The sequence below is a fragment of the Mesorhizobium montanum genome (assembly GCF_033977145.1).
GTDB classification, from domain to species: domain Bacteria; phylum Pseudomonadota; class Alphaproteobacteria; order Rhizobiales; family Rhizobiaceae; genus Mesorhizobium; species Mesorhizobium montanum.
This window is the reverse complement of record NZ_JAVIJF010000019.1, coordinates 1-26,508: the sequence shown is the minus strand read 5'-3', so window position 1 is coordinate 26,508 and position 26,508 is coordinate 1. Positions and strand designations below refer to the sequence as shown.

The window sequence follows — 26,508 nt, the reverse complement described above, 5'->3', positions numbered from 1 at the left end:
GAGCATCCATATCCATGACGGTCGATACCCAAGAACAGGGCGACGAACGCGTACACTGGCTGCCGATGATCGCGGCGATCTCCTCGATCAGCGTCGTCGGCATCGCCATCGGCCTCGGCATGCCGCTGCTTAGCGTCATTCTGGAAAGCCGCGGCCATTCCGCGTCGATGATCGGCCTCAACACGGCCGTCGCCGGCCTCGCCTCGATTGCCGGCGCGCCTTTAGCCACGCCGCTTGCCATGCGGCTCGGCGTCGCCTGGACCATGCTTTTGATGATTGCCATCGGCGCGCTCGCCTTCGTCGGCTTCCATTTCGCGCCGGACTTCTGGATGTGGTTTCCGCTCCGCGTCGCCCTGCATATCTCGCTGACGGTGCTGTTCATCCTGTCGGAATTCTGGATCAGCACCTCTGCCCCGCCGAGCCGGCGCGGCCTTGTGCTTGGCATCTACGCCACCGTGCTGTCGCTCGGCTTCGCGGCCGGACCGTGGCTGTTCGCCCATCTCGGCAGCACGGGCTTTCTGCCATTCGGCGTCGCCATAGCGCTGGTGACGCTTGCCGCCATTCCAGTGCTGGCGGCCCGCAACGAGAGCCCGACCATCGTCGCCGACAGCGAAACCAGTCATTTCCTGCGCTACATCTGGCTGGTGCCGACCGCGACCTTCGCCGTTCTTGTTTTCGGCGCCGTCGAGACAGGCGGCTTCTCGCTGTTCCCCGTCTATGGCAGCCGCATCGGCTATTCGGAGGCCGACGCGGCGCTCCTGCTGACGATGATCGGGCTCGGCAATGTGCTTCTGCAGATCCCGATCGGCATGATCAGCGACCGTGTCTCGGACCGGCGCCATCTGCTTCTGGCCTGCGCCACCGTCGGCCTCGTCGGCACCATTTTCATGCCATACTTCGCGCAGAACTGGCATCTGATGGCCGCCCTCCTGTTCGTCTGGGGCGGCGTCGTCGCCGCCATGTACACGATCGGCCTTGCCCATCTCGGCTCCCAGCTTTCCGGCCATGAACTGGCGTCCGCCAATGCGGCCTTCGTGCTTTGCTATGGCGTCGGCATGGTGCTGGGTCCGCAGGCGATCGGCATCGGCATGGATGCCTTCGGTCCATCCGGTTTCGGCTGGTCGCTGGCCTTGTTCTTCGCCGCTTATATGGTTCTGATCCTGGTCAGGCTGGTGCGCAGGATCATCTAGCACCCGAACGTCGCCGGTACTGGCTCTGCTGACATCACCGTGTCAGTAGCACCCCTGCTATACCCTGCCTCCAAAACGCAGGCAGGAGAATTGCGATGATCGACAGTGGCTTTGAAACCAAATCCCTCAGGATGGAATTGCTTCTGCTCGTTACATTCCAGGCGCCGGCCGCCGATGTCGAGCGCATTATGGAGGCTGTAGTGGCCATCACGCCGCTGCGCATGGGCAAGTATGACTCCAACGCCTATCAGTCGGCGCAAGGCATCGAGCGTTACCGGCCGCTCGAAGGCGCTGCCGCCGGCGCCGAGACCGACTTGCGGCGGCGGCCCGGCACCGTCGAAGTGTCGTTCGAGATCGCCGACGACCAGGCCCTCGCCGCCCATGTCGTTGAGGCGATATTCCAGGCCCATTCCTACCAGGAGCCCGTCATCCGCATCCAGCCGCTGCTCGCCAGCCGTTCCAAGGGCCTTGACGATCGCGCCAATCCGAACCGCTGGTGGAACACGACGGGCGACTGGAAAAAGGCGGGTCGGCTGATCGGCGAGAACGCTTGAAGCGGTAAAATCGGCCGCGCCGGACGAGGCAAGGAGGGCACCCGGGCTTGACTTTCCGGGCGCGTTCTTTATGTGTCGCGCCAAGTTTCCCGCGTCCGGGTGTTTTCCCCGTGCTCCAGCGGCCAAAACTCCACGAACATTAACGGACGAACATCATGGCCAAAGCCGCAAACATCAAGATCAAGCTTCTGTCGACCGCCGACACCGGGTTCTTCTACGTGACCAGCAAGAACAGCCGTACCAAGACGGACAAGCTCTCGTTCCGCAAGTACGATCCGATCGCCAAGAAGCACGTCGAGTTCAAGGAAACCAAGATCAAGTAATCTGGTTATCCCGAGAAATCAAATCGCCGCCCTTTAGGGCGGCGTTTTTGTTTTGCGGAGAGACCGGGCGACAAGGGAACCGCGCCGCTGTTCAGCGCAGGTTCCGATGTCGGTTTTTCAAAAAGGGGGCCGGTCGGCGTTTGGCAGCGGTACGAGGAGGCCACTATGTGCCAGCGCCGGCCGGCCGACCCCACGGACCCAGGAGATGCGGCGGACCTGAGCATCATGGGGTATTTTTAGATCGGGCCGGTTAGTCTACCCTCGTGCCGGCCTCGTCTTCTGTCTATGCCCAGCAGATTTGCGCAAGACCTTATAAAAATCAACCATTTCTTAACCACCGCTCGCGAATCGCTTGGGTTAAGGTAAATTCGTAACCCTGTCGGGACGACCGAGAGTCAGCGCCTTTATCAAAGTATGTCTCACGAAAGCGGGAACTGGTTTCGGGACAAAGACATGCGCAAAATCAAAATCTAAAGTGCATGGAACGAGCCTGAAGGATCGCGACGCGCTTTAATGCATGTCGCCCAAAAGTGCGCAGCGGTTTTGGGACAACGACATGGATCAAAACAAGGACTTAAGCGCGTCGCCTGAATCCGTTTCATCGCGACGCGCTTCAGGCAGCCTTGGCGACCACCCGGTTGCGGCCGCCGCTTTTGGCTTCATAGAGCGCAAGGTCGGCACGCTTCATCAGCGCGGCGACGCTGTCGGTCCCTTTCAGCAGCGAGGACACGCCGACGCTGACCGTGACCTCGATCGCCTTGCCGTCGTTTCCGATGGCAAACGGCGCCTGCGCGATCTCGGCACGGATGCGCTCGGCAACCTTCTCGGCGACGGCGCCGTCGGTGTCGGGCATCACCACGACGAACTCCTCGCCGCCGAAGCGGCAGGCGAGATCGATGCCGCGCACATTCTTGCGCAGCCGCCTGGCGAACTCGCGCAGAACATCGTCGCCGCCGTCATGGCCGTGGGTATCGTTGATCGACTTGAAGCGATCGAGGTCGGTGATCATCACCGACAGCGGTCGCCGCCGCGCCACGGCGCGGTCGAACAGCGTCTGCAGATGGCTGTCGAGGTAGCGCCGGTTGTGAAGCCCGGTCAGCCCGTCGATCACCGCCATCTCGATGGTCTGGGCCACGCTGGCGCGCAATTGGTCGTTATAGCGCTTGCGCCGCACCTGCGTACGCAGGCGCGCCGTCAGCTCGTGCTGGTCGATCGGCCGGATCAGGTAGTCGTTGATGCCGAGTTCCAGGCCGCGCAGGATGCGGCCTTCCTCGCCCTCGTCGGCGAGCAGCATGATCGGCAGGAAGCGGGTGCGGTCGAGCGAACGCAGCTGCGAGCAGAGTCTCAGCGCATCGAAGTCGGCGAAGGCGGTCGAGATCAGCACGCATTCGTATGCCGTCTCGGCGGCCTGGAAGAACCCGGCATTCGGATCGGTCGCGACATCGAGTTCGGCGCTATGGCGCAGCATCTTCCGGATGCGTTCGACCGAAGACCTGCGCTCGTCGATAAGGAGCACCTTCGGCTTGACGTCCTCGGTCGCGAAATCGCGGCTTAAGAGTTCTTCGATGCCGATATTGCGCGTGGTCGAGGAGCGCAGCCGCAACTCGTCGGTCAGCGACTTCAGCCGGACCAGGCTTTTCACGCGCGTCATCAGCTGCAGGTCGTTGACCGGCTTGGTCAGGAAATCGTCGGCGCCGGCTTCGAGGCCGCGCACCCGGTCCGAGACCTGGTCGAGCGCGGTGATCATCACGACCGGGATATGCGAGGTCGCCGGATCGCTCTTAAGGCGCTTGCAGACCTCGAACCCGTCCATGTCCGGCATCATCACGTCGAGCAGCACGACGTCGACCTTGCCGTTCTCGCAGGTCTCGATCGCATCCTGGCCGTTGTTGGCCGTCAGGACCTCGAAATACTCGGCAAGCAGCCGAACCTCCAGCAGCCGCACATTGGCCGGGATATCGTCGACGACGAGGATCCGCGCGGTCATCTCAAAAGGCTCCGGTTCTGCTGGTGTCAGGCATCAGGCATCGCCCAGATAGGATTTGATCGTCTCGATGAAGCGCGGCACCGAGATCGGCTTGGAGATATAGGCCTCGCACCCACCCTGGCGAATGCGCTCCTCATCGCCCTTCATGGCGAAGGCGGTGACGGCGATAACGGGGATCGAATGCAATTCGTCGTCTTCCTTCAGCCATTTCGTCACTTCCAGGCCGGAGACTTCGGGCAACTGGATGTCCATCAGGATGAGGTCCGGCCGGTGCTGGCGCGCCAGATCCAGCGCCTCCAGCCCATTGCGCGTGCGAACCGTGTCGTAACCGCTGGCTTCGATGAGGTCACGAAAGAGCTTCATGTTGAGCTCGTTGTCCTCGACGATCATGACCTTCTTAGCCATCAATTTCCCGTTCCGATCGCCCTCGGAACCGAAGACCATCGCAATGCGTCTCTTCGGACCGCACCCAACCCTTTTCCACTCTAGCCCAATATGATTGACGAAACGGAAACCGGAGGTTGGAAAGCTGCATCAATTCCACCTTCGGACGTTGTACGGGCGGGAGCGGAGGCTTGCCGCAAGCGACGCTTGCCGTTACTGCGGAGAGAGACTCAAAAAATCCACCATTCCAAAGGTAATGATGGCGAACGCAGCGTCAATGCGCGAGGAAGCGGAAACCATTGCCGTCAAGGCGCTGGGCTTCGTCGCCGCCGATCCGGAGCTTCTGCCCCGCTTCCTGGCGATCACCGGCATCGACGCTCAGTCGATCCGCAAGGCCGCCGCGGAGCCCGGCTTCCTTGCCGGCGTTCTGCAATTTGTCCTCGCTCACGAGCCGACGCTTCTGCGCTTCGCCGAGGAGACCGGCACGCCGCCGGCCGCCGTCGGCAAGGCACTGCGCGCGCTTCCGCTCGGCAACGACGATCACGAGCGCTCGACATGAGCGACGATCCCGAGACGGCGCGGCAGATCGAAGAGCTTGCCGCCGACGACCGGCCGCTGCTGGTGCTCGACGTCGACGATGTCGTGCTGGAATTCGTGCGTCCCTTCCCGCATTTCTTGAAAACGCGCGGCTTCCAGCTGACGCTCGCCTCCTTCCGTCTCACCGGCAACATCGCCGAGACGGCAACCGGCCGGCTGATAGAGCAGCCGGAGGTGACGGCCCTGCTCGGCGATTTCTTCGATGCCCAGGCCGATTGGCAGAGCATCGCGGAAGGCGCCGCCGAGGCCCTGGCGACACTGGGCGGGCACGCCGAGATCGTCATGCTGACGGCGATGCCGCACAAGCATCGCGCCGCGCGCCGGGCGCATCTCGATGCGCTTGGCCTGAACTATCCGTTGCTGACGACGGAAATGGCGAAAGGTCCGGCGATCGCCAAACTGCGCGGCGCCAAGGGGCGGCCGGTCGCTTTCGTCGACGACCAACCCTCCAATCTGGTCTCGGCGCGCAACTCCGTGGCGGATGCCCACCTCTTCCATTTGATGGCCGACAACGCGCTGCGCGCCTTCCTGCCGCCGATGCCCGGCGACATCGTCTCGGTCGAGGACTGGCGAGAGGCAGCGCCCAGGATTGCGGGCGCTCTCGGGCTTTAGTGCGAGCGCTCAGGGCTGCAGTTTCGCCCCTGCCCCGCCATTGTCATTCTCGCCCGAGTCATTGTCCGGGACGGTAGCATCGCTTGGGTCGATAATGGGGTTGTCCTGAACGGCATTGGCCGGCTTCAACATGGCGCCGTTGACAATGATCGAGCCGTCAGCCTTGACGTTGATCACCCACTCCAGTCGGCCGTCCGGCAGTGTTTTGGCAAATCCTTTGATAGCGAGTGTAGCCGGGAAAATCTGCGCGGCCTGCTGGTCGCTCTTGGCGGCCGTCTGGAAGGTCTCCACGATCCTTTCGTAACCTGCAACGTCCACCGTCATCATTGTATCGGGTTTCTTGCCGGGGAACGTCATATCGCCTTCCATGGCGACCTCGATGTCGCCGTTCTTCACTGTGCTGTGTCGGAGCACAATCTTCGGGCTTTTGGCCATGAAATCGGCGACCAAGGCCTTGCCGAATTCGTCCGACAGCGGCGGGTTCTTGTTGAGATCAAAGGCTTCGATCGCCTTGTTCGCCATGCTGTCGAGATCGAGATTGACACCGCCGAAAATCAATTCGACCTCGGTGGGAAATAATGCGGCGCTCCAGCTTGGCAGAAGATGCCGGGGAACAGTCAAGCCGGCTGCCTTGATCCGGTAGTCGATCTTCCCATTGGTGGAGATGCCGTCGATGCCGGTCGTAGCGCTCAATTCCGCGAGCCCGAAATTACCCATTGAACTTGCAAAGCTTAGACCCTCAAAGCGATAGCTCTCTTCCAAGCGCTCCCACAGGGGCAATGCGCTCGTCAGTAATGATTTGAGCTGAGCCTGATTGGCCTTCAGCGAAGCTTCGTCCTGATTGGCAATGGCAAAGCCGAGAAGATCGAGGAACGCCTTCGTACGCACGCCCTTTCCAGTCATCTCCACCGATACCTTCGGCGACTTCATCGTGACCGGCACTTTCGGCCCGGTCCCACCTTCGGCGACAACGGCGGTTTCTACGAAGCCGGCTATCGTCTGCGTCATGGCCAGATCGACGCCGCCGCCCGCGGCTTTGCTGGCGTTCAAAGTTGATGCGCCGCCACCGATACTCAGATCCATCGGTTCCTTGGGATCTCTTGATATCACCTTCATGCCGGCCATCGAACCAGCACCGCTGGTGAACACCGCCAATCCCGGATCGTAGATGCCGCCGAATGCGGAGCCGGAGACTGAGAAACGCACGCCGTACGGCCCCTCGACATCGAGGAAGGCATCAGGCGTGATATCCGACGACAGGCTCCAGGTTCCGTCACTGCGCGGCTTCGTCAACAGAGCAAAAGGCGCAAGATTGAACGTCAGCGGATCCTTGCTGTGGTTTTTCCTTAGCAGAGCACCGAAGTCAAAGCCGATCCTGTAGACCTCGCCATCGACGGAGACCTTCAGGATGCCTTCCTCGATCGCCGCTTGGCCGACATAACGCGCCAGATTGTCTGAAAGCTGCTTTGCTCCCGGACCATCGACAGTTTGGCCGAAGGCCGGCGCGCTCAATGTAAGCAGCAAGGCAAGTGACAACGCGCGGCTCACAATAATTCTCCTCTTGAATTGAGATCGGGCACCCGGGCTGGGGACCTAACCACGCTGCTCAGGGCTGCAGCTTCGCGCCCGCCCCGCCGTTGTCGCCGCCGTCCGAATCGTCGCCGCCGGTGGAATCGTCCGTCCCGTTCGAGCTGTCATCACCCGAGTTGTCATCCTGGCCCGCGCTGTCGTCCTGGGCGGCATCCGGCCCCTTCAGCATGGCGCCGTTGACCGTGACGGACCCGTCGGCCTTGGTGTTGATCATCCACTCCAGCCGGCCATCCGGCAGCGCCTTGCCAAAACCTTTGACGGCCAACGCAAACGGGAAGGCCTGCGCCATTTGCTCATCGCTCTTGGCCCCTTCCTTCAGGGCATCGACGATCTTGTCATAGCCGGCGACGTCGACGGTCACGGTCGCATCGGGTTTCTCGCCAGGGAACGTCATCTCGCCTTCCATCGCGACCTCGATATTGCCGTTCTTCACCGTGCTGTGCCCGATCACGACCTTCGGATTCTTGGCCTTGAAATCGGCGACCAAAGACTTGCCGAACTCATCCGACAGCGGCGGATTCTTATTCAGATCAAAGGCTTCGATCGCCTTTTTCGCCATCGTATCGAGATCGATATTGGCGCCGCCGAAGTTCAGGTCGATGTCGGTCGGCAGCAACGGAACAGTCCATTCGGGCAAGGTCTGATGCGGAATTGTCAGGCCGGTAGCCTTGATCGTGTAGTCGACTTTGCCGTTCTGGGAGATGCCGTCCATGCCGAACCCGGTGTTCAACTGTGTGGCACCAAATTTGCCGACCGGGCTCTCCACTTCGAAATCCTTGAAGCCGTAATTGCCGTCGACCCTTTCCCAGATGGGCAGCGCAGCCAGCATGAGCGATTTGAGCTCGGCCTGGTTCGCCTTGAGTTTGGCTTCGTCCTCATTGGCCACGGCAAAGGCAAGCAGGTCGAGCAGCGGCTTCGTCCGCACGCCTTTGCCGTTTGCGTCCACCGAAAGTTCAGGCGTTTTGAAGGCGAGTGGAAAATTCATTCCGCTGTTGGGATCATCAACCTTGATCCGTTCGACGAAGTTCGAGACTTTTTGGGTGGCCGTGAAGTCTACGCCGCCATTGGCGGATTTGGTTGCGGCAACGGTGGCAGTGCCGGCACCGGTCGAGACATCGGCCTGCTGCTTGGCTTCCCGGGACGTCATGGTCATTCCGGCCACCGAGCTGGTTCCGCTGGTGAAGGCGGCAAGAGCCGGATCGTAGACGCTCGTCACTTTGCCGTCCTTGATGGTGAACTCCATGCTCTGACGGCCTTCCGGCCCATCGAACTCGAAGGATGCGCCCTGCGAGAAATTCGACGAGACATCCCATGACCCGTCGCTGCGCGGCTTCACCATCAGCGCGTATGGCGCCATGTCGAATTTCAGGAGTTTCTGCTCCGGCAGCGCAGTGACGAGCGCTTTGACGTCAAGCGCGATCTTATAGGCATCGCCCTCGACCGAAACCTTGAGCACGCCCTTGTCGAACGCCTGCTTGCCGAAATAGCGCGCCAGATTGTCGGAAAGCTGCTTGGCGCCTTGATTGTCGACGGTCTGGGCAAAAGCGGGCGCGCTGAGCGCAAGGGCAAAGGCAAGTGGCAAAATACGCTTCACGTCGGTTCTCCGTGGTCGGAAGACGAAATATCTGCGCTTCTGGTAGGCAAGAAGCGTTACAGCCGCAAGACGCCGACTGTAGGCCAAAAGCGCATCCGGCTAAAGCACCAGCCGCATCAGCGGTCGGCCGGGCTTGCGCTCCACAAGTCTCTCGAAGCCAGCCTTCTCGAACACCCGCGACGAGCCGACGAAAAGCCCGATCGAACGCGAATCGCGCGACAGGTCGATCGGGCACGCTTCCAGCAGCCTCGCGCCGTTCTCGCGGGCGAAGCTGATGCCGCCCTCGACCAGCCGATGCGTAACGCCCCGACCTCGTGCCTTGACGCGGATGAAGAAGCAGGAGATCGCCCACACATCCGGGTCGCCGGCATCGGCCGGGTCGACCGGCGCCGAGCCTCTGCCGTGATTGTTCCACTCCGGCACGTCGGCGCGCGGCCCGACCTGCATCCAGCCGACGGCCTTGCCGTCCTCGAGCGCCAAGAGCCCTGGCGGCGGGCCTGTTTCGATTCGCGCCTTGATAAGATCCTTGTTGCGCTCCTTGTCGCTGGCGCGCCGCTCCGCCGGCGCCAGCCGGAAATGCGTGCACCAGCAGCCGTAGCAGGCGCCTTGCTTGCCAAAGAGATCCTCGAAGTCGGGCCAGAGCTCAGGGGTCAGCGGTGCTATGGTCGTGCTCATGCGTTCTCCCCAGGCCAAGCTTGTTGCTAGCCTTGCGCTGTCGTACCATTGCATCTGTTCTCTTTATGTTCGCAGCGATGGCGGCTCCTGTCAACAATCCCGAACACGGTTTTTGCCGTGACTGCCTGGCTTTCCAGCGCTCAGAGACGCGTCGCTGCGATCGCTGCGGCAGCCCGCGCCTTGTCCGTCACGCCGAACTCTACCGTTTGCGGATCGCCCATATCGATTGCGACGCCTTCTACGCGGCGATCGAAAAGCGCGACAATCCGGCGCTGAAGGACAGGCCGGTGATCGTCGGCGGCGGCCGGCGCGGCGTCGTCTCCACCGCTTGCTACATCGCCCGCATCCAGGGCGTGCGTTCGGCCATGCCGATGTTCACGGCGCTCGAACTGTGCCCGGAAGCGGTAGTGATCCCGCCCGACATGGAAAAATACGTGAGCGTCGGCCGCCAGGTGCGTGCGCTGATGCAGGCCTTGACGCCGCAGGTCGAGCCGCTGTCGATCGACGAGGCCTTTCTCGACCTCGCCGGGACCGAGCGGCTGCACGGCATGCCGCCGGCGCTCGTGCTGGCGCGCTTTGCGCAGACCGTGGAAAACGAGCTCGGCATCACCGTTTCTACCGGTCTTTCCTACTGCAAATTTCTGGCCAAGATCGCCTCGGATTTCCGTAAGCCGCGCGGCTTTTCGGTGATCGGCGAAGCCGAGGCACCCAGCTTCCTCGCCGCGCAGCCGGTGACCATGATCTGGGGCGTCGGCAAGGCGCTGGCCGCGACGCTGGAGCGCGACGGCATCCGCATGATCGCGCAGTTGCAGCGCATGGAGCGCGGCGAGTTGATGCGCCGCTATGGGGTGATGGGCGACCGGCTCTACCGGCTGTCGCGTGGCGAGGACGACCGCCCGGTCGATCCCGGCGGCGATGCCAAGAGCGTCTCGGCCGAAACCACTTTCGACACAGACATCGCCGCTCTGGCGGAACTGGTGCCGGTGCTGCGCGGGCTATCGGAAAAGGTCTCGGCGCGGCTGAAGAAAGCCGGCATTGCCGGACGCACCGTTGTGCTGAAGCTGAAGACGCAGGATTTCAAGCTCCGCACCCGCAATCGCCAGCTTGGCGACCCAACCCGGCTGGCCGACCGCATTTTCCAGACCGGGCTCGACCTGTTGCGCCGCGAAATCGACGGCACCAGATTCCGCCTGCTCGGCATCGGCGTCAGCGACCTCTCCGACGACGAAAAGGCCGATCCGCCCGATCTGGTCGACGTGCAGTCGCGCAAGCGCGCGCTGGCCGAAGGCGCCATGGACACGTTGCGCGACAAGTTCGGCCGGAAAGCCGTCGAGACCGGCTACACGTTCGGCAAGAGCCGCAGCGCCAATCCGCCAGAGCCGATCGAGGAATAAACCGGCCGATATTCGCAAGGCTATCAGCTGCGCCGTAAGTCTATCCGGCTTGTCACCATGGTTTTGCCGCTCTTCGGATCGGTATCGGTCACCGTCAGTCGCATGCCATCGCTGCTGGTTTTCTCGACGGTCAATTGCGCCTTTCGATCGCCATTGACCGGTTTTGCCCAACGGATGCCGAGATTGAGCGCATTGCCCGAACGGCCGCCGCTCAATTGGGCCGGCCCGGTGCGTGAGCCGATATAGACGCCGCTGTAGCCTCCGCCGGTGGCCTTCAGATCGGCGCTGATTTCGCGCGTCATCAGGATAAGCCCCCGGCATTCGCCGTCCAGCGATAGCGACGTCGCCGTCGCGCCGGACTTGAAGGTGCAGGAGATATTCACCGTCGGTGAGTTTGCGCTCACCTTGAAGGTGCCGTTGCCGGCGAAGCTGCCCTGGAACGAGCGCAGGAAATCGGCATCGTCGGCATGGGCGTTCGTCGCGGCCATCAGTCCGCCGGCGAGCAAAAGCAGCATCATCGATTTCATCGGAAATCCCCCTCCAGCGTCGGAATGCCAAGGCTGCGGATATGACGACTCGAACGCTTGCGACAGCGGCAGGTTCCGCCCTGAACGTGACTGTTTTTTAACGCCGCGCCGACTGGCCCAGTCGATTGCTGCGACTACAGATTGCGGTCGAAGGCCCGGCTTGCGAAATAGCGGCCATGGCACCCGCTCCCTCTATCCCCAAGGCCGCCTTCTGGATGGCGCTGTCGATCGCCTCGTTCCTGGGGATGTCGATCGCTGGCCGCGAAACGACAGCCGAGCTCAACGTCTTCCAGGTTCTTGAGCTGCGCTCGGTGATCGGCTTCTTCATCCTCTTGCCGCTGGTGGTGATGAACGGCGGTTTTGCCGCAATGCTCACGCAGCGCCCTTTCGCCCATATCGCCCGCAATGTCATCCACTACACCGGCCAGGCTGCCTGGCTCTACGCACTGACGCTCATTCCGCTGGCCGTGCTGATCTCGATCGAGTTCACGACGCCGATCTGGACCGCGATCCTGGCGGTCAGCTTTTTGGCGGAAAGACTGTCGCGGTCGAAGCTGGCGGCGATCGTGCTTGGCTTGATCGGCGTGGTCGTCATCGTGCGCCCCAGTGCGGGCTCGATGGATCCGGGCCACCTCGTCGTTCTCGGCGCCGCGGTCTGCTTCGGCATCTCGATGGTGCTGGTTAAGTCGATGACCAAGACCGAGAGCGTGGTGCGCATCATCTTCTGGATGCTGATCATCCAGTCGGCGGTGGGCCTGATCCCGGCGTTCTATGACTGGCACAATCCTTCGCCCGGGCTTTGGCCGTGGATCTTCCTGATTGCCTTCACCGGCATGTCGTCGCATTTCTGCCTGGCGCGCGCGCTGGTTTACGCCGATGCCACCATCATCTCGCCGATGGATTTCCTGCGCGTGCCGCTGTCGGCGCTGGTCGGCTGGCTGCTCTATCACGAGCAGATCGACGTCTTCACCGCAGGCGGCGCTGCCCTGATTCTCGCCGGCAACCTGCTCAACCTGCAGCGCAGGACACCGCGAGTGGCGGAGGCGGAGGCGGCAACGCCCTGAGCTAAACCAGCTCCACCTCGACTACGCCCGGCACCGCACGCATCGCGGAAGCGATTTGAGGTGAGACACGAAATCCGCCCTGCAGGGCAATCTCTACCTCGCCCTGAGCTTCGCCCTTGAGGACAATGATGCTGACCTGACTTTCACCGCGCTGCTTCAGCTGCGATTGGATAATCGAAGATGGTCCGTCATCTCTGACAAAAATACGCAGCGCCTTCTGGATGCGGCTGGCTTCGTCCTCCAGCGACTGCACCGTCTGGATGCGCAGATTGACGCCTTCCGGCCGGTCTTCCGCCGAAACCGTGATCACCACCGAGCGGCCGGGCTCCAGCATGTCGCGATACTGCGCCAGCCCCTCGGAGAACAGCACCGCCTCGTACTGGCCGGTCGTATCGGAAAACTGCACGACGCCCATCTTGTTGCCGGTGCGGGTCTTGCGCTCCTGCTTGGTTGTGACGGTGCCGGCGAGTCGGCCGGCGGCGGCACCCCGTTTCACCGCGGCCGAAAATTCGCCCCAGTTCTGCACCCGCATCTTCTCAAGCGCTGCCTTGTATTCATCGAGCGGATGAGCCGAGAGGTAGAAGCCGACCACCTGGAACTCGCGATGCAGGCGGTCGGCGGCAAGCCATGGATCGGTTGCCGGCAGGTTGAGCGCCTGCGACTGGCTCCCAAGCGAAGCGCCGAAAATGTCAGCCTGGCCGGAGATGGCGTTCTGCTGCGCCAGCGAGGCCAAGCCCATCATGCGCTCGACGCCGGCCATCATCTGGGCGCGATCATGCCCAAAACAGTCGAGCGCGCCCGCCATGATCAGGCTTTCGAAGACGCGCTTGCCGACGATCTTCGGATCGACCCGCTCGCAGAAATCGGCAAGGTTCTTGAACGGCTTCTCGCCGCGCTTCTCGACGATGTGCTCGACCGCCGCGTCGCCGACGCCTTTGAGCGCCGCCAGCGAATAGAAGATCTTGTTCTCGCCGACCTCGAAGGGGCGGAAACTCGACATCACCGACGGCGCCACCACCTCGATGCCGAGCCGTATCGCATCCTGACGGAAATCGGCCAATTTGTCGGTGTTGCTCATGTCGAGCGTCATCGATGCCGCCAGGAACTCGACCGGATAATGCGCCTTGAGATAGGCGGTCTGGTAGGAAACGACCGCGTAGGCAGCCGCGTGCGACTTGTTGAAGCCGTAGTCGGCGAACTTCGCCAAGAGGTCGAAGATGAAATCGGCCTGCGGCTTGCTCACGCCGCGCTCGACCGCGCCCGTGACGAAGCGCTCGCGCTGCTTGTCCATCTCGGCACGGATCTTCTTGCCCATGGCGCGGCGCAAAAGGTCCGCTTCGCCGAGCGAATAGCCGGACAGCTCCTGCGCGATCTGCATCACCTGTTCCTGGTAGACGATGACGCCTTGGGTCTCTTTCACCAGGTGGTCGATCTTGGGATGGATCGAGGCCATCTCCTCCTCGCCGTGCTTTCTGGCGTTGTAGGTCGGGATATTCTCCATCGGGCCGGGGCGATAGAGCGCCACCAGCGCGATGATGTCCTCGATGCAGTCCGGCCGCATGCCGATCAGCGCCTTGCGCATGCCGGCACTTTCAACCTGGAACACGCCGACCACCTCGCCGCGCGACAGCATGGCGTAAGTGTCCGAATCATCAAGCGGTATCGTTGCGAGATCGATATCGACTCCGCGTCGGCGGATCAGCTTCACCGCCGTTTCGAGCACCGTCAGCGTCTTCAGGCCGAGGAAATCGAATTTCACCAGCCCGGCCTGCTCGACATACTTCATGTTGAACTGGGTGACCGGCATGTCGGAGCGCGGATCGCGGTACATCGGCACCAGTTCGGACAAAGGTCTGTCGCCGATGACGATGCCGGCGGCATGCGTCGAGGCATGGCGGTAGAGACCTTCGAGCTTCTGTGCCGTGTCGAGCAGCGTCTGGACGATTGGCTCCTTCTCCGCCTCCTCGGCGAAGCGCGGCTCGTTGGCGATGGCATCCGCCAGCTTGACCGGATTGGCCGGATTCTGCGGCACCATCTTGGACAGCTTGTCGACCTGGCCGTAAGGCATTTGCAGCACGCGGCCGACGTCGCGCAGCACCGCGCGCGCCTGCAGCGTGCCGAAGGTGATGATCTGGCCCACCTGGTCGCGGCCGTATTTCTGCTGGACGTAGCGGATGACCTCTTCGCGCCGGTCCTGGCAGAAGTCGATATCGAAGTCAGGCATAGAGACGCGATCGGGATTGAGGAAGCGCTCAAACAGCAGCGAGAAACGCAGCGGATCGATGTCGGTGATGGTCGTCGAATAGGCGACCAGCGAACCGGCGCCCGAACCGCGCCCCGGCCCGACCGGAATGCCTTGCGCCTTCGCCCATTTGATGAAGTCGGCGACGATGAGGAAATAGCCCGGAAACTTCATCTTCTCGATGATGCCGAGCTCAAATTCGAGCCGCTCGCGATATTGCTCGACCGTATATCCCGGCGTCGGCCCATGCGCGGCGAGCCGTGCATCCAGACCTTCGCGAGCCTGACGGGCAAGCTCGGCGGCCTCGGCCTTCTCCGCCGCGTCCTTGTCCGTGGCGTCGGCTCCGGTGAAGCGCGGCAGGATCGGGCTGCGGTTCTTCGGATAATAGGCACAGCGCATCGCGATCTCGACCGTGTTGTCGATCGCTTCCGGCAGGTCCGAGAAGAGCCGCGCCATGTCGGCCTGGCTGCGCAGGAAATTGTCCGCTGCAAGCCGCCGGCGGTTGTCGGCGGCAACGACCGAGCCTTCGGCGATGGCGATCAATGCGTCATGCGCCTCGTAATCATCGCGCTTGGAGAAGAAAGCCTCGTTGGTCGCGACCAACGGTAGCTGATGCGTATAGGCAAGGTCGACCGTCGATTTTTCAACCATGCGGTCATAACCGGCGACCCTTTCCAGTTCGACATAGAGCCTGTCGCCGAACAGGCCTTTGAGGAACAGCAGCCGCTGTTCGGCCAGGTCGCGCCGGTCGGCTTTCAGGGCGCTGCCGATAGGACCCCGTGGCCCCCCGGTCAGACAGATCAACCCATCGCACTGGCCTTCCAGCGTCGCGCTGGTCAGATGCACCGGCTCGCCGGGCGAGGTCTCCAGATAGACCTTGCTGATCAGCCGCACGAGATTGCTGTAGCCGTCCTCGCTGGCGGCGATCAGCACGACCGGCGACATTTCCGGCCCATGGCGGCGGCGGTCGCGCTGGCCGTCGCTCGCCTCACCGGAAAAGGCCAGATCGACCTGGCAGCCGATGATCGGCTGGATGCCGTCCTTGACCGCTTTCTGGGCGAATTCGAGCGCGCCGAACAGGTTGTTGGTGTCGGTGACCGCGATCGCCGGCGCCTCGTCCTTGACCGCATGGCCGACGATCGCGCCAAGTTGCAAGGCGCCCTCCAGCAGCGAATAGGCCGAATGCACGCGCAGATGAATGAAGGTCCGCGCCGGCGTTTCGGGCCGCGCGGCCCTCAAGGCTGCTTCGCGCTGCAACGGGTCGCGTGGGAGTTCATCCGCCATGGGCTTCGTGTCGCTCGAAAGGACTCAACATCGGTGCAGATGTATTGTCCGGGAGCGCGTGATGCGAGTCCAGCGGTCACCTGTGCACAGCAAAGCCCCTCAGGCGAATTCCATGATCACGGCATCCACCGCCAGGCTGTCGCCAGGCTTGGCGTTGAGCTTCGCAATCGTCAGGTCGCGTTCGGCGCGCAGCACGTTTTCCATCTTCATCGCCTCGACCACGGCCAGCGTCTCGCCGGCCTTGACCTCTTGGCCCTCGGCGACGGCGATCGAGACGACGAGGCCGGGCATCGGACAGAGCAGCATCTTCGAGGTGTCCGGCGGCAGCTTTTCCGGCATCAGCCTTTCGAGCTCCGCGGTGCGCGGCAGCATGGCTTGAGCTATCACCGACATGCCTTTCCAGGCGATGCGAAGACTATTCGACATTGGCCGGATCTGGGCAGCGATCCGGGTCCCGCCAACCGTGCCATGCCAGATCGCGTCGCCGGGCCGCCAATCGGAGGCGACCGTCAGCGGCTTGCCGCCGTCGATCGACAGATCGACCTCCATCGGGATCGAGATCATGCCATCGACAATCCCGGCCGAAAGATAGTCCGTGCCGATCTTCACCGCCCAGTCGCGCTTGAGATGGCCGGAATGCGGCGCCAGCCGGCCGCTTAGCCGGTCGAGCCGGTCGCGGCGCAGCAGTTCGATCGTCGTTGCAACAGCGGCAAACACCGCCCTCTCCTCGCCATCCGGCTCGACCGGCGCGAAGCCGTCCGGATATTCCTCGGCGATAAAGCCAGTCGACAGCCGCCCTTCCCGCCAGCGCGGATGCTGCATCAGCGCCGCCAGGAACGGGATGTTGTGCTCGATGCCGTCGACGATGAAACAGTCCAGCGCCTCCGACATGGCGTCGATCGCCTCCAGCCTTGTCGGGGCCCAGGTGCAGAGTTTTGCGACCATCGGGTCGTAGAACATCGAAATCTCGGACCCTTCGGCGACGCCTGTGTCGTTGCGGACCACGACATCGCCGAACGTGCCTTCTTCCGGCGGCCGGTAGCGCGTCAGCCGGCCGATCGACGGCAGGAAATTGCGAAAAGGATCCTCAGCGTAAAGGCGGCTCTCCACCGCCCAGCCGTTGAGCTTCACGTCGCTCTGCCTGATGCCGAGTTTTTCGCCGGCCGCAACACGGATCATCTGCTCGACCAGGTCGATGCCGGTGACGAGTTCCGTCACCGGATGCTCGACCTGCAATCGCGTATTCATTTCAAGGAAATAGAAGTTCTTGTCCTTGTCGACGATGAACTCGACCGTGCCGGCGCTCTGGTAGTCTACGGCCTTCGCCAGGGCCACCGCCTGCTCGCCCATCGCCTTCCTGGTCTTGGCGTCGAGGAACGGCGACGGCGCCTCTTCCACCACTTTCTGATTGCGGCGCTGGATCGAGCATTCGCGCTCGCCGAGATAGAGCGCGGTGCCATGGGCGTCGGCCAGCACCTGGATCTCGATATGGCGGGGATCGACGACGAACTTTTCGATGAAGACGCGATCGTCGCCGAAGGAGCTTTTCGCTTCCGAGCGCGCCCGATCGAAACCGTCGCGCACCTCCGATTTGCTCCAGGCGATGCGCATGCCCTTGCCGCCGCCGCCGGCCGAGGCCTTGATCATGACCGGATAGCCGATCTCGCCGGCGATCATTTCGGCATGATCGGCATTTTCGATGATGCCCAGCCAACCGGGAACCGTCGAGACTTTTGCGGCGTTGGCGAACTTCTTCGATTCGATCTTGTCGCCCATCGCTCGGATCGCCTTTGGCTTCGGCCCGATGAAGACGATGCCTTCCTTCTCCAGCGCCTCGCAGAAAGAGGCACGCTCCGACAGGAAGCCGTAGCCCGGATGCACCGCTTCGGCCCCGGTCTCCTTGCAGGCGGCGATGATCTTCTCGGCGACCAGATAGCTCTGTGCCGCCGGCGAAGGCCCGATACGCACCCCTTCGTCGGCCATTTCGACATGCACCGCATCGCGATCGGCATCCGAATAGACCGCTACGGTGGCAATCCCCATCTTGCGCGCCGTCTTGATCACGCGGCAGGCGATCTCGCCGCGATTGGCGATCAGGATCTTCTTGAACATTCGGATGTCGTTCCTCCGGCGAAGCGGTCCAGTTCTATGGATAATTCCGGCGCGCCTCAAGTGTCCGCAGGTTGGCTTCCCGGCCGGTGCCGATTGCAGAAACCGCGCCGAAAAAGGTCGCAAGAGACATTGGCCGTCGGCGCGGAACTCGCTAAGCTTACCCACAACACCAAAGGGATGGCAGGCTGGCATTCGCCACGGGCAGCTTGCCGTTAGCTAAAACTTACAGATCGCTTGGGAGGAAGTACCTCATGAAAACGCGTGCCGCCGTTGCCGTCGCCGCCGGAAAGCCGCTGGAGATCATGGAGGTGGACCTCGAAGAGCCGCGCGATGGCGAGGTGCTGGTCGAGGTCAAGGCGACCGGCATCTGCCACACCGACGAGTTCACCCTGTCCGGCGCCGATCCGGAAGGCCTGTTTCCGGCGATCCTCGGCCATGAGGGCGCCGGCATCGTCGTCGATGTCGGCAAGGGCGTGACTTCGGTCAGGAAGGGCGACCACGTCATCCCGCTCTACACGCCCGAATGCCGGCAGTGCCCGTCCTGCCTGTCGCGCAAGACCAATTTGTGCACCGCCATCCGCGCCACGCAGGGCCAAGGCCTGATGCCGGACGGCACGTCGCGCTTCTCGGTCGGGGGAGAAAAACTCTTTCACTATATGGGTTGCTCGACCTTCTCGAACTTCACCGTGCTGCCGGAGATCGCGCTGGCCAAGGTCAATCCCGACGCGCCTTTCGACAAGATCTGCTACATCGGCTGCGGCGTGACCACCGGCATCGGCGCCGTCATCAACACGGCCAAGGTCGAGCAGGGCGCGACGGCGGTCGTCTTCGGCCTCGGCGGCATCGGCTTGAACGTCATCCAGGGCCTGAAGCTGGCCGGTGCCGACATGATCATCGGCGTCGATGTCAACGACGACAAGAAGGCCTGGGGCGAAAAGTTCGGCATGACGCATTTCGTCAACCCGAAGCAGATCGACGGCGACATCGTGCCTTACCTGGTCAACATGACCAAGCGCGGCGCCGACCAGATCGGCGGCGCCGACTACACCTTCGACTGCACCGGCAACACCAAGGTGATGCGCCAGGCGCTGGAGGCTTCGCATCGCGGCTGGGGCAAGTCGGTCGTCATCGGCGTCGCCGGCGCCGGCCAGGAGATTGCGACGCGCCCCTTCCAGCTGGTCACCGGCCGCTCCTGGATGGGCACCGCCTTCGGCGGCGCGCGCGGGCGCACCGACGTGCCGAGGATCGTCGACTGGTACATGGACAAGAAGATCCAGATCGATCCGATGATCACCCACACGTTGAAGCTCGAAGACATCAACAAGGGATTCGACCTGATGCATGAGGGCAAGTCGATCCGGAGTGTCGTGGTTTACTGAGTGATCGTCCGTGTCCGCATCCGCTTCACCGACTGGGAGCAGTCGACAGTCCATCGGATACGCAATTTTGGCGAAGATCTCTGGCGCAGTTTTCGGGAGGACAAGCACGTTGAGGTCGATCTGGAGGAGATCGATCGTGCGTTGGACGAAATCGTCTATTCCGTGCGCCGCAGATTTTTGAAGAGAAGCCTGAGCGAGGTGCATCGCCTGCTGACAGTGCACTTCATGGAAAATGAGATGGTCATCGACACCGAGTTCGCATGACCGAAACAGGGAGGAAGTAGGAATGGCCGAAAAACTGCATCCGAAGATCGACAGCGGGCTGCCGAAGGAAAGCGCAAGCTTCTCGGGCGGAACGCTGGTCTGCGCCTGCACCAGCAATCCGGTGAAGGTGAGGGTCAAGGGCCAGATCGCCCACAACCATGCCTGCGGCTGCACCAAGTGCTGGAAGCCGGAAGGTGCTATCTTCTCGGTGGTGGCGGTTGCCGGCACCGGTGACGTCACCGTCACCGAGAACGGCGACAAGCTGAAAGTGGTCGACCCGGCAGCGCTGATCCAGCGCCATGCCTGCACCGGCTGCGGCGTCCACATGCATGGCCCGGTCTTGCGCGACCATGCCTTCAAGGGCCTGTCCTTCATCCATCCCGAGCGTTTCGAGGAGGACGGCTGGTCGCCGCCGGGCTTCACCGCTTTCGTCTCCTCGATCATCGAATCCGGCGTCGATCCAAGTCGCATGGCCGGCATCCGCGGCCAGCTGAAGTCGATCGGGCTCGAACCCTACGACTGCCTCAACCCCGGCCTGATGGATTACATCGCCACCTGGACCGCCAAGAAGTCCGGCGCGCTTCCGGCCTAACGCCGGCGGAGCCAGCCGGCCCCGTCCTGCGTGAAATACCTCATGGAGCATGCCGACGGGCGATCGCATGATCGCCCGTTCTTTCCTGGGACGGGCAATCGGGAGGGGTACATGCAAGCGCTCTTGATCGCGGCGGCGGTGCTCGTCATCGGGCTCGCATTGGCTTATGGCATCAAGCGGTTTTCACTGGGAGACAGCGTGACGCTGATCGCCCTAATGATCATTCCGTTGCTCGCCTATGGCGTGGTCTCCGGCGATATTAGTGAGTTCACCGCGCCCGGCGGCTGGGGCGCGAAATTCCGCGAAGAGGCCAAGAGGACGATCGACCCAGTTCCGATCAGTTCTTCCATCGTAGAAGGCGAATTCGTCGCCAAGGGCGATTTTGTCCAACTCGAAAATGTCGACCGCAATTTGGCGCCGGGAGAGCCGGTGAGCATGACCTTGCAGCTTGGCCGCGGCGACTACTACCAGGCGCCGGTCATTGCCGAGTACATCAGGACCCTGTCGCAGCATGATCCCGACATGTCAGTGGTGGTGATAGACTCAGCCGGCAAATATGTCGCCTCGGCCAAGGGCAGCGTCGTTCTGGCGCAATTGACCGATCCCAAGAACCCCGACCAGACCAACCAGCTGATGGGCGCGCTGCGTGGATCAGATCCCGCGGCGATCCTGAAGACCGGCGGTTTCTCCGACAAATCCATCGCCGACACGGCCAGCAATGTCGAAGCCTTGCGGAAAATGCAAAGCGAGAATACAGCCCGGTTGGTGGCGGTTACGCCAGCCAGGATGCCCGAAGGCGTCGTGCTGCGCGACCTGATCGTCACCCGGTTGCTGGTCGAACTGGCGCCGGAAGACAAATAGCCGCCAGGAGCCGCCGATCGCCCAGGATATCATCATCTACGTCGATGCCGACGCCTGCCCGGTGAAAGCCGAGGTCGAGAAGGTCGCGGAACGCCACGGCGTCGTCGTCACCTATGTCTCCAATGGCGGCCTGCGGCCGTCGCGCGATCCGATGATCCGTAATGTCGTCGTCTCCAAAGGCGCGGATGCCGCGGACGACTGGATCGTCGACAACGCCAGGGTCAACGATATCGTGGTGACGGCCGACATCCCGCTTGCCGCGCGCACGGTGGCGCTCGGCGCGCATGTGTTGGGGCCTACCGGCCGCCCCTTTACGACCGAAACGATCGGCATGGCGGTCGCCATGCGCGATTTGAAGCAGCATCTGCGCGAGACCGGCGAAAGCCGGGGCTTCAACGCCAGCTTCACGCCAAAGGACAAGTCGCAGTTTCTCGGCGAGCTCGACCGCATCTTGCGGCGCGCCTTGAAATCCGTCACACCGGGATAGAAACGGCACCCGGGGCCGGGCCATGATGACAGATATCCCCGTCACGAACCCATTGCACCGACACAAGCAATTCCTGGTGTCGGCCTGCGTCGGCATCCCGGCGCTGGCGATCGCGCTGATCTCGGGCGTGCAGCTTGCCTACTCGATTTCGATCGGCGCCAACGCGTTCTTCGTCGTCTTCATCGCGCTCGTCATCGCCAAGATGCCGCTGCTGTCCGGTCGCTATCTCAGCAAGAATGCCCGCGAGGTCGACCTGCCCGTGCTGGGCATCTTTGCCATCACGCTCGGTGTCGTCGGCATCGCCATCGTCTTGCTGTTCCTGCTGATCAATCACAAAAACCGCGACCCTATCGAGCTCGGCTTCGCCATGCTGTCGATCCCGCTCGGCTGGTTCACCATCCATGCCATGGCGGCACTTCACTATGCGCATGTCTACTGGATGAATGGCGACGCGATCGATACCGAAACCAGGAAGAAAATGCCGGTTGGCGGCCTCGATTTTCCCGGCAGCAAACGGCCCGAAGGCTGGGATTTCCTGTATTTCGCGACAGTGATCGGGATGACCGCGCAGACCGCCGACACGGCGATCACGACCTCGCATATGCGCCGCGTCGTGCTTGTCCACTCGATCCTGTCATTCTTCTTCAACACTGTCATCGTCGCTGCCGTCGTCAATCTCGCCGTCAGCCTCGGCAACTGAATATCCGTGCCCGTGATAAAAACGTGCCCGTAATAAAAACGTGATCGGGTGAAACATCGTCTTCGACAGCGACGTATTGGGAGAAGAACGACAAGCGCCGTCATGTCGGGATCGCACAGCCGGGAGACCAGGAAACCATGGAAACCATTGCCAGGAGCCAGCCCGACGCAGGCGCCGACGCGCCTGCGCCGAAAGACAGGCCACTGATCTATCGGCAGTCGCGCTGGACGCGGTTGACGCACTGGCTGTGGGCCATCTCGCTGTTCTTCATGCTGCTTTCAGGCCTGCAGATATTCAACGCGCGGCCGCAGCTTTATATCGGCAAACAGTCCGGTTTCGAGTTCCACAACACCATCCTCGAAGTCGGAGCCGAAAACACCGCGAACGGCCCGCGCGGCTTCACCGAAATCTTCGGCCATCGCTTCGACACCACCGGCGTGCTCGGCTGGTCGGGTCCGCCGGGACAGGAAACGGCGCGCGCCTTTCCAGCCTGGGCGACAATTCCCTCCTATTACGATCTCGGCACCGCCCGCGTCGTGCATTTCTTCTTCGCCTGGGTGCTCAGCACGACGCTGCTGATTTGGCTGATCTCAAGCATCATCAACGGCCATATCCGCCGCGATCTCGCGCCTCGCCTCTCTGATCTGCGCAAGCTGCCGCGCGACATCGTCGACCATGCGAAGCTCAAGTTCCATCATACGCGCGAATACAACACGCTGCAGAAGATGGCTTATGGCGGCGTGCTGTTCGTGCTTCTGCCGCTGATGATCGTCACCGGCCTTGCCATGTCGCCGAGCATGAATTCGGTGCTGCCCTGGCTCAATGAAATACTGGGCGGCCGGCAGACGGCGCGCACCATCCACTTCACCGTAATGGTGCTGCTCGTCCTCTTCTTCCTCATCCACATCCTAATGATCCTCGCCGCCGGCCCGGTCAACGAACTGCGTTCGATCATCACCGGATGGTACCGCACCGACCCACCCCAAAAGCACGACCAGCCAACCGAGAGGAGCGTCTGACATGGCAAAATTCCAGATCAGTCGCCGTAAATTCTTGACCGCCAGCGGCCTCGGCCTGTCCGGCATCGCGCTATCGGGCTGCGATGCCTTCGACAGCGGCCTCGGCATCGGTGGCAGCTTGCGCAGTTTCCTCGAAAACGCCAACGGCCTGACCTGGCGCGCGCAGCGCCTGATCGCCGGCCGCGACGCGCTGGCGCCGGAATTCACCGAGGCCGACATTCGCCAGCCGCAGCGGCCGAACGGCTCGACCGCGCCCGATGACGACACCTATAAGGGCTTGCTCGCCAACAATTTCGCCGACTGGCGCCTGGAGGTTTCAGGCCTTGTCGAAAAGCCGCTGTCGCTGACCCGCGAGCAGCTCCAGAACATGCCGAGCCGCACCCAGATCACCCGCCACGACTGCGTCGAAGGCTGGAGCTGCATCGCCAAATGGACCGGCACGCCGTTGTCGCTGGTGCTCGACCAGGCGGTTGTGAAGCCGCAGGCCCGCTACGTCATGTTCCACTGCCTCGACACGATCGAGCAGAGCCTGTCCGGCGACATCAAATATTACGGCACCATCGACCTGATCGATGCCCGCCACCCGCAGACGATCCTGGCCTATGGGCTGAACGGCAAGCCGTTGCCGGTCGAGAACGGCGCGCCGCTGCGCGTCCGCGTCGAACGCCAGCTTGGCTATAAGATGCCCAAATACATCTCCAAGATCGATCTGGTCGACAGTTTTGCCAATGTCGGCGGCGGCCGCGGCGGCTATTGGGAAGACAATGGCTACGACTGGTACGGCGGGATTTGATGGTCCCTCGCCTGCTGGCCGAGCATGATCTTGCCTCAGCCGAGCTCGACGCCCTTCAGGAAAAGCTCAACGGCGACAATCGGCGCCTGACAGGCCGCGCTGACGACCGGGGCCTCGTCGTCACGCTGCGGGACGAAGCAGGGCGTGCGGTCGGCATCGCCGCCGGTTATTCCTGGGCCGGCATCGCCGAACTCAAGCTGATGTGGGTCGACGAGGCCTATCGAGGTCGCGGCCACGGCAGAAAGCTGCTCGATGCCTTTGTCGCGGAGGCAGCCGCGCGCGGCTCGCGACGAATATGGGTTTCGACCCACGACTTCCAGGCGCGCCCGACCTTTATGAGAAGGCTGGTTTCGAGCGAATGGCCGAACTCGCGGGATGGCCCGAAGGCCATTCGAATATTGTTCTTTGCAAGACGATGACTACAAACGACAGCGCGACCTTTTGATTGGCAATCGAGAGGGCCAGGTCACGCGACAGCCGCCGTGGAGACGATGACCACGGCTGGTGGCATCTGGCACACAATAGGGAATGCGGATAAAATCGGGGCAATTGCCGGCAACCAGCAGGATCGGCCTTGAATTCCGCCCTCACGAAGATTCAACAGATACTGTCGGCAATATTTTTTGGAATCGCCGTTTCCTGCGTTGTCGTTGCCATATTCGCCGGCAGGCTTTTCGAGAGTTTTGACAGACCTCAATCGCCGAGTAGCGAAAAGGGTTTTACATCTCTGGTTCACAACAAGATGGGTAGCTTTTACGGCACGCCTTTCGAAGGCTTTGCCGCCAATCACGGCATGCTCGTCGCCATGGGACTGGTATTGGTCGGAGGACTCTTGTCTCCGGAGATACGCCGCGGGGAAAAACCCGTCAACGCCATCTCGGCACGCTTTTTCGGCAGCGCAGCAATCTTGTCATTCGTTGCTTTGCTTGCACTTTGGTGGAGCGGCCTTTAGGCGGTCGCCCGATAGTCACCGCCGGCTTGTCACGCCACCTTGTCGAGCAGCGGCTTCAGCGCCGGGTGGATTTCCGGCGAGGCGTGATTGATCAGCGTCAGCAATGCGCGCTCGTTGTCGCGCAGCGGCCGCCGGCCACCACCGACGCGCTCGGCCAGCCATTTGGCTTCGTCGGCGTCGATCGTCTCGGCGCGGCGGGCAAGCGCCTCCGCGGCCCGGTTCCTGGCTTCCCATTCGGCCTCGATGTCGCCGGGCGAATGATAGGCTTCGAGGATTGCGGCGAACCCGCCCGAGGCCATCCGGCTGAAGAAGCCGCCGAGCGTCGGGCCTGCGTCATCGAGGAAGTTCTCGTGGCGCAGCGCGACATCCCGCGTCGGCGGCTCGTAGCCGGCCGAGCACATGACGTAATTGGCGATCGCCTTGACGAACAGGTCGTTCCAGGAGGGATCGTTGCCGGCAGACGCGGTCCGGTCGTTGATCCTGAACAGTATCTCGGCCTCTGCCTTGGTGACGGCGATGTTGCCGTCGCCGCCATAGGCATAGAGGATGCGGCGCAGCAGATCGACCTCGGCCCTGGCGATCAGCCCTGGCACCAGGTCGCCGCCGCGCATCAGCGGCCCCTTGCCGTCGACCACCGCTTGAGCGACCTGCTCCAGCGCGTAGGCCGACAGTTGGCTGGGCGACGATTTCGCCTCCTCCAGCACATGGACCAGCAGCTCGAGCTCGGTCCGGCTGTCGACCATGCCGTCGCGCGAGACGGTGCGCACCAGCCAGTCGGCATTCTCCCGCGAGATATAGCCTTCCGGCTTTTCCTGATGGACGATGTAATCGGTCACCGCCTCGACGAAGAACGGCGCCCATTCAGCACACTTGTCGCGCGCCGTCTGGTCGAGCGCGAACAGCGCCTCGGCCTCGCCGCGGCTCACCACACCATCCGCGAAAACCTCGCGCCGCAGCATCGTCACGTCCTCGGCCGTGATCTTGTTTTTCGAGGTCAGCCCCGCCACCGGAGCGCTCATGATCAATTCGCCCATCTGCCGTCCCTGCCCGTCGCCTGTTGCCGGCGAACTCAGTGCACTACCCAACCGAGCTTTATCAGCATTGTCTTGAGAAACCGGCAAACGGCGTGGTTAGCGAAGCCTTGTCGGTTGGACGCTTAAGGTGTGTCGAGATTCAGGTCAGGCCGAGCCGAGAATGGTGGTTTCCGAGAACCGGAGCGGAGCGTACTTAAGTACGTGTTGGGGTGGACGGCCCCCGACGGCATCGCAATGTGCCAGAATGAGGTCGTTGCAGATCTCAACAAGGGAGACCGTCCGTGGATAAACTTATTCG

Annotated in this window: 26 protein-coding genes; 17 read left to right on the top strand and 9 right to left on the bottom strand. The window is 62.4% G+C overall.

The window, feature by feature from the left end; genetic code table 11:
• The first annotated feature begins 14 nt into the window (after positions 1-14).
• The 3 genes from RFM68_RS24040 (at position 15) to rpmG (ending at position 2,067) form a co-directional block, all read left to right on the top strand.
• Complete coding sequence (locus tag RFM68_RS24040) at positions 15-1,190, top strand: MFS transporter (RefSeq protein WP_320235511.1); 1,176 nt, start codon at positions 15-17, stop codon at positions 1,188-1,190.
• A 95-nt stretch (positions 1,191-1,285) separates the two neighbouring features.
• Positions 1,286-1,744 carry a YqfO family protein gene (locus RFM68_RS24035; RefSeq protein WP_320235510.1) on the top strand — a complete coding sequence of 153 codons (459 nt, stop codon included), beginning with the start codon at positions 1,286-1,288 and terminating at the stop codon, positions 1,742-1,744.
• Positions 1,745-1,899: 155 nt separating this feature from the next.
• On the top strand, positions 1,900-2,067 hold the full coding sequence (gene rpmG, locus RFM68_RS24030) for a 50S ribosomal protein L33 (RefSeq protein ID WP_040995604.1): 168 nt from the start codon (positions 1,900-1,902) through the stop codon (positions 2,065-2,067).
• A 613-nt stretch (positions 2,068-2,680) separates the two neighbouring features.
• On the opposite strand, the gene RFM68_RS24025 is transcribed toward rpmG, so the two are convergent.
• Positions 2,681-4,054 (bottom strand): PleD family two-component system response regulator, encoded by a 1,374-nt coding sequence (locus RFM68_RS24025; protein ID WP_320235509.1) that lies wholly within the window; start codon positions 4,052-4,054, stop codon positions 2,681-2,683.
• Between the two features lie 33 nt (positions 4,055-4,087).
• Complete coding sequence (locus tag RFM68_RS24020) at positions 4,088-4,459, bottom strand: response regulator (RefSeq protein ID WP_040995610.1); 372 nt, start codon at positions 4,457-4,459, stop codon at positions 4,088-4,090.
• Positions 4,460-4,697: 238 nt separating this feature from the next.
• Here RFM68_RS24020 and RFM68_RS24015 point away from each other — a divergent pair, with 238 nt between their 5' ends.
• The gene (locus RFM68_RS24015) at positions 4,698-4,997 is read left to right on the top strand and encodes a DUF3572 domain-containing protein (RefSeq protein ID WP_320235644.1); all 300 of its coding nucleotides are present in this window, start codon (positions 4,698-4,700) and stop codon (positions 4,995-4,997) included.
• On the top strand, positions 4,994-5,647 hold the full coding sequence (locus tag RFM68_RS24010) for a hypothetical protein (RefSeq protein WP_320235508.1): 654 nt from the start codon (positions 4,994-4,996) through the stop codon (positions 5,645-5,647). Before RFM68_RS24015 ends, RFM68_RS24010 begins: the two co-directional genes overlap by 4 nt.
• 9 nt (positions 5,648-5,656) lie before the next feature.
• Here the strand turns inward: RFM68_RS24010 and RFM68_RS24005 are convergent, their stop codons facing one another.
• From RFM68_RS24005 to RFM68_RS23995, 3 genes are all read right to left on the bottom strand, one after another.
• The gene (locus RFM68_RS24005; protein ID WP_320235507.1) at positions 5,657-7,195 is read right to left on the bottom strand and encodes a hypothetical protein; all 1,539 of its coding nucleotides are present in this window, start codon (positions 7,193-7,195) and stop codon (positions 5,657-5,659) included.
• A 58-nt stretch (positions 7,196-7,253) separates the two neighbouring features.
• Complete coding sequence (locus RFM68_RS24000; protein ID WP_320235506.1) at positions 7,254-8,831, bottom strand: hypothetical protein; 1,578 nt, start codon at positions 8,829-8,831, stop codon at positions 7,254-7,256.
• Between the two features lie 99 nt (positions 8,832-8,930).
• On the bottom strand, positions 8,931-9,506 hold the full coding sequence (locus tag RFM68_RS23995; protein ID WP_320235505.1) for a GNAT family N-acetyltransferase: 576 nt from the start codon (positions 9,504-9,506) through the stop codon (positions 8,931-8,933).
• A gap of 65 nt (positions 9,507-9,571) precedes the next feature.
• Here RFM68_RS23995 and RFM68_RS23990 point away from each other — a divergent pair, with 65 nt between their 5' ends.
• Entirely contained in the window at positions 9,572-10,900 is a 1,329-nt protein-coding gene (locus RFM68_RS23990; protein WP_320235504.1) for a DNA polymerase IV, read from the top strand.
• A gap of 23 nt (positions 10,901-10,923) precedes the next feature.
• Here RFM68_RS23990 and RFM68_RS23985 read toward each other — a convergent pair whose 3' ends face one another.
• The gene (locus tag RFM68_RS23985; RefSeq protein ID WP_320235503.1) at positions 10,924-11,427 is read right to left on the bottom strand and encodes a hypothetical protein; all 504 of its coding nucleotides are present in this window, start codon (positions 11,425-11,427) and stop codon (positions 10,924-10,926) included.
• Between the two features lie 176 nt (positions 11,428-11,603).
• On the opposite strand from RFM68_RS23985, the gene RFM68_RS23980 reads away from it, so the two are divergent.
• Entirely contained in the window at positions 11,604-12,491 is an 888-nt protein-coding gene (locus RFM68_RS23980) for a DMT family transporter (protein WP_320235502.1), read from the top strand.
• A 1-nt stretch (position 12,492) separates the two neighbouring features.
• Here RFM68_RS23980 and dnaE read toward each other — a convergent pair whose 3' ends face one another.
• Positions 12,493-16,017, bottom strand: coding sequence for a DNA polymerase III subunit alpha (gene dnaE / locus RFM68_RS23975; RefSeq protein ID WP_320235501.1), 3,525 nt, complete (start codon positions 16,015-16,017; stop codon positions 12,493-12,495).
• Between the two features lie 99 nt (positions 16,018-16,116).
• Positions 16,117-18,129 (bottom strand): acetyl-CoA carboxylase biotin carboxylase subunit, encoded by a 2,013-nt coding sequence (locus RFM68_RS23970; RefSeq protein WP_320235500.1) that lies wholly within the window; start codon positions 18,127-18,129, stop codon positions 16,117-16,119.
• Between the two features lie 251 nt (positions 18,130-18,380).
• Between RFM68_RS23970 and RFM68_RS23965 the strand changes: the two genes are divergently transcribed.
• The 10 genes from RFM68_RS23965 (at position 18,381) to RFM68_RS23920 (ending at position 25,176) form a co-directional block, all read left to right on the top strand.
• Positions 18,381-19,508: an S-(hydroxymethyl)glutathione dehydrogenase/class III alcohol dehydrogenase gene (locus RFM68_RS23965; protein WP_320235499.1), complete on the top strand. Its 1,128-nt coding sequence runs from the start codon at positions 18,381-18,383 to the stop codon at positions 19,506-19,508.
• Positions 19,509-19,772: a hypothetical protein gene (locus RFM68_RS23960; protein ID WP_320235498.1), complete on the top strand. Its 264-nt coding sequence runs from the start codon at positions 19,509-19,511 to the stop codon at positions 19,770-19,772.
• A gap of 22 nt (positions 19,773-19,794) precedes the next feature.
• The gene (gfa, locus tag RFM68_RS23955) at positions 19,795-20,364 is read left to right on the top strand and encodes an S-(hydroxymethyl)glutathione synthase (RefSeq protein ID WP_320235497.1); all 570 of its coding nucleotides are present in this window, start codon (positions 19,795-19,797) and stop codon (positions 20,362-20,364) included.
• 111 nt (positions 20,365-20,475) lie between these two features.
• The gene (locus tag RFM68_RS23950) at positions 20,476-21,225 is read left to right on the top strand and encodes a hypothetical protein (protein ID WP_320235496.1); all 750 of its coding nucleotides are present in this window, start codon (positions 20,476-20,478) and stop codon (positions 21,223-21,225) included.
• A 28-nt stretch (positions 21,226-21,253) separates the two neighbouring features.
• The gene (locus tag RFM68_RS23945; protein ID WP_430694921.1) at positions 21,254-21,712 is read left to right on the top strand and encodes a YaiI/YqxD family protein; all 459 of its coding nucleotides are present in this window, start codon (positions 21,254-21,256) and stop codon (positions 21,710-21,712) included.
• A 22-nt stretch (positions 21,713-21,734) separates the two neighbouring features.
• Entirely contained in the window at positions 21,735-22,412 is a 678-nt protein-coding gene (locus RFM68_RS23940; RefSeq protein WP_320235495.1) for a DUF1345 domain-containing protein, read from the top strand.
• A 137-nt stretch (positions 22,413-22,549) separates the two neighbouring features.
• Entirely contained in the window at positions 22,550-23,431 is an 882-nt protein-coding gene (locus RFM68_RS23935; protein ID WP_320235494.1) for a cytochrome b/b6 domain-containing protein, read from the top strand.
• Between the two features lies 1 nt (position 23,432).
• Positions 23,433-24,224, top strand: a complete 792-nt coding sequence (locus RFM68_RS23930; protein WP_320235493.1) for a molybdopterin-binding protein — start codon at positions 23,433-23,435, stop codon at positions 24,222-24,224.
• Positions 24,224-24,643, top strand: a complete 420-nt coding sequence (locus tag RFM68_RS23925) for a GNAT family N-acetyltransferase (RefSeq protein WP_320235492.1) — start codon at positions 24,224-24,226, stop codon at positions 24,641-24,643. The genes RFM68_RS23930 and RFM68_RS23925 overlap by 1 nt, the downstream gene beginning before the upstream one ends.
• 155 nt (positions 24,644-24,798) lie before the next feature.
• Positions 24,799-25,176 (top strand): hypothetical protein, encoded by a 378-nt coding sequence (locus RFM68_RS23920; RefSeq protein WP_320235491.1) that lies wholly within the window; start codon positions 24,799-24,801, stop codon positions 25,174-25,176.
• 29 nt (positions 25,177-25,205) lie between these two features.
• Here RFM68_RS23920 and RFM68_RS23915 read toward each other — a convergent pair whose 3' ends face one another.
• A complete protein-coding gene (locus tag RFM68_RS23915) occupies positions 25,206-26,210 on the bottom strand; it encodes a hypothetical protein (protein WP_320235490.1) in 1,005 nt (334 codons plus the stop codon).
• Positions 26,211-26,508 lie beyond the last annotated feature (298 nt).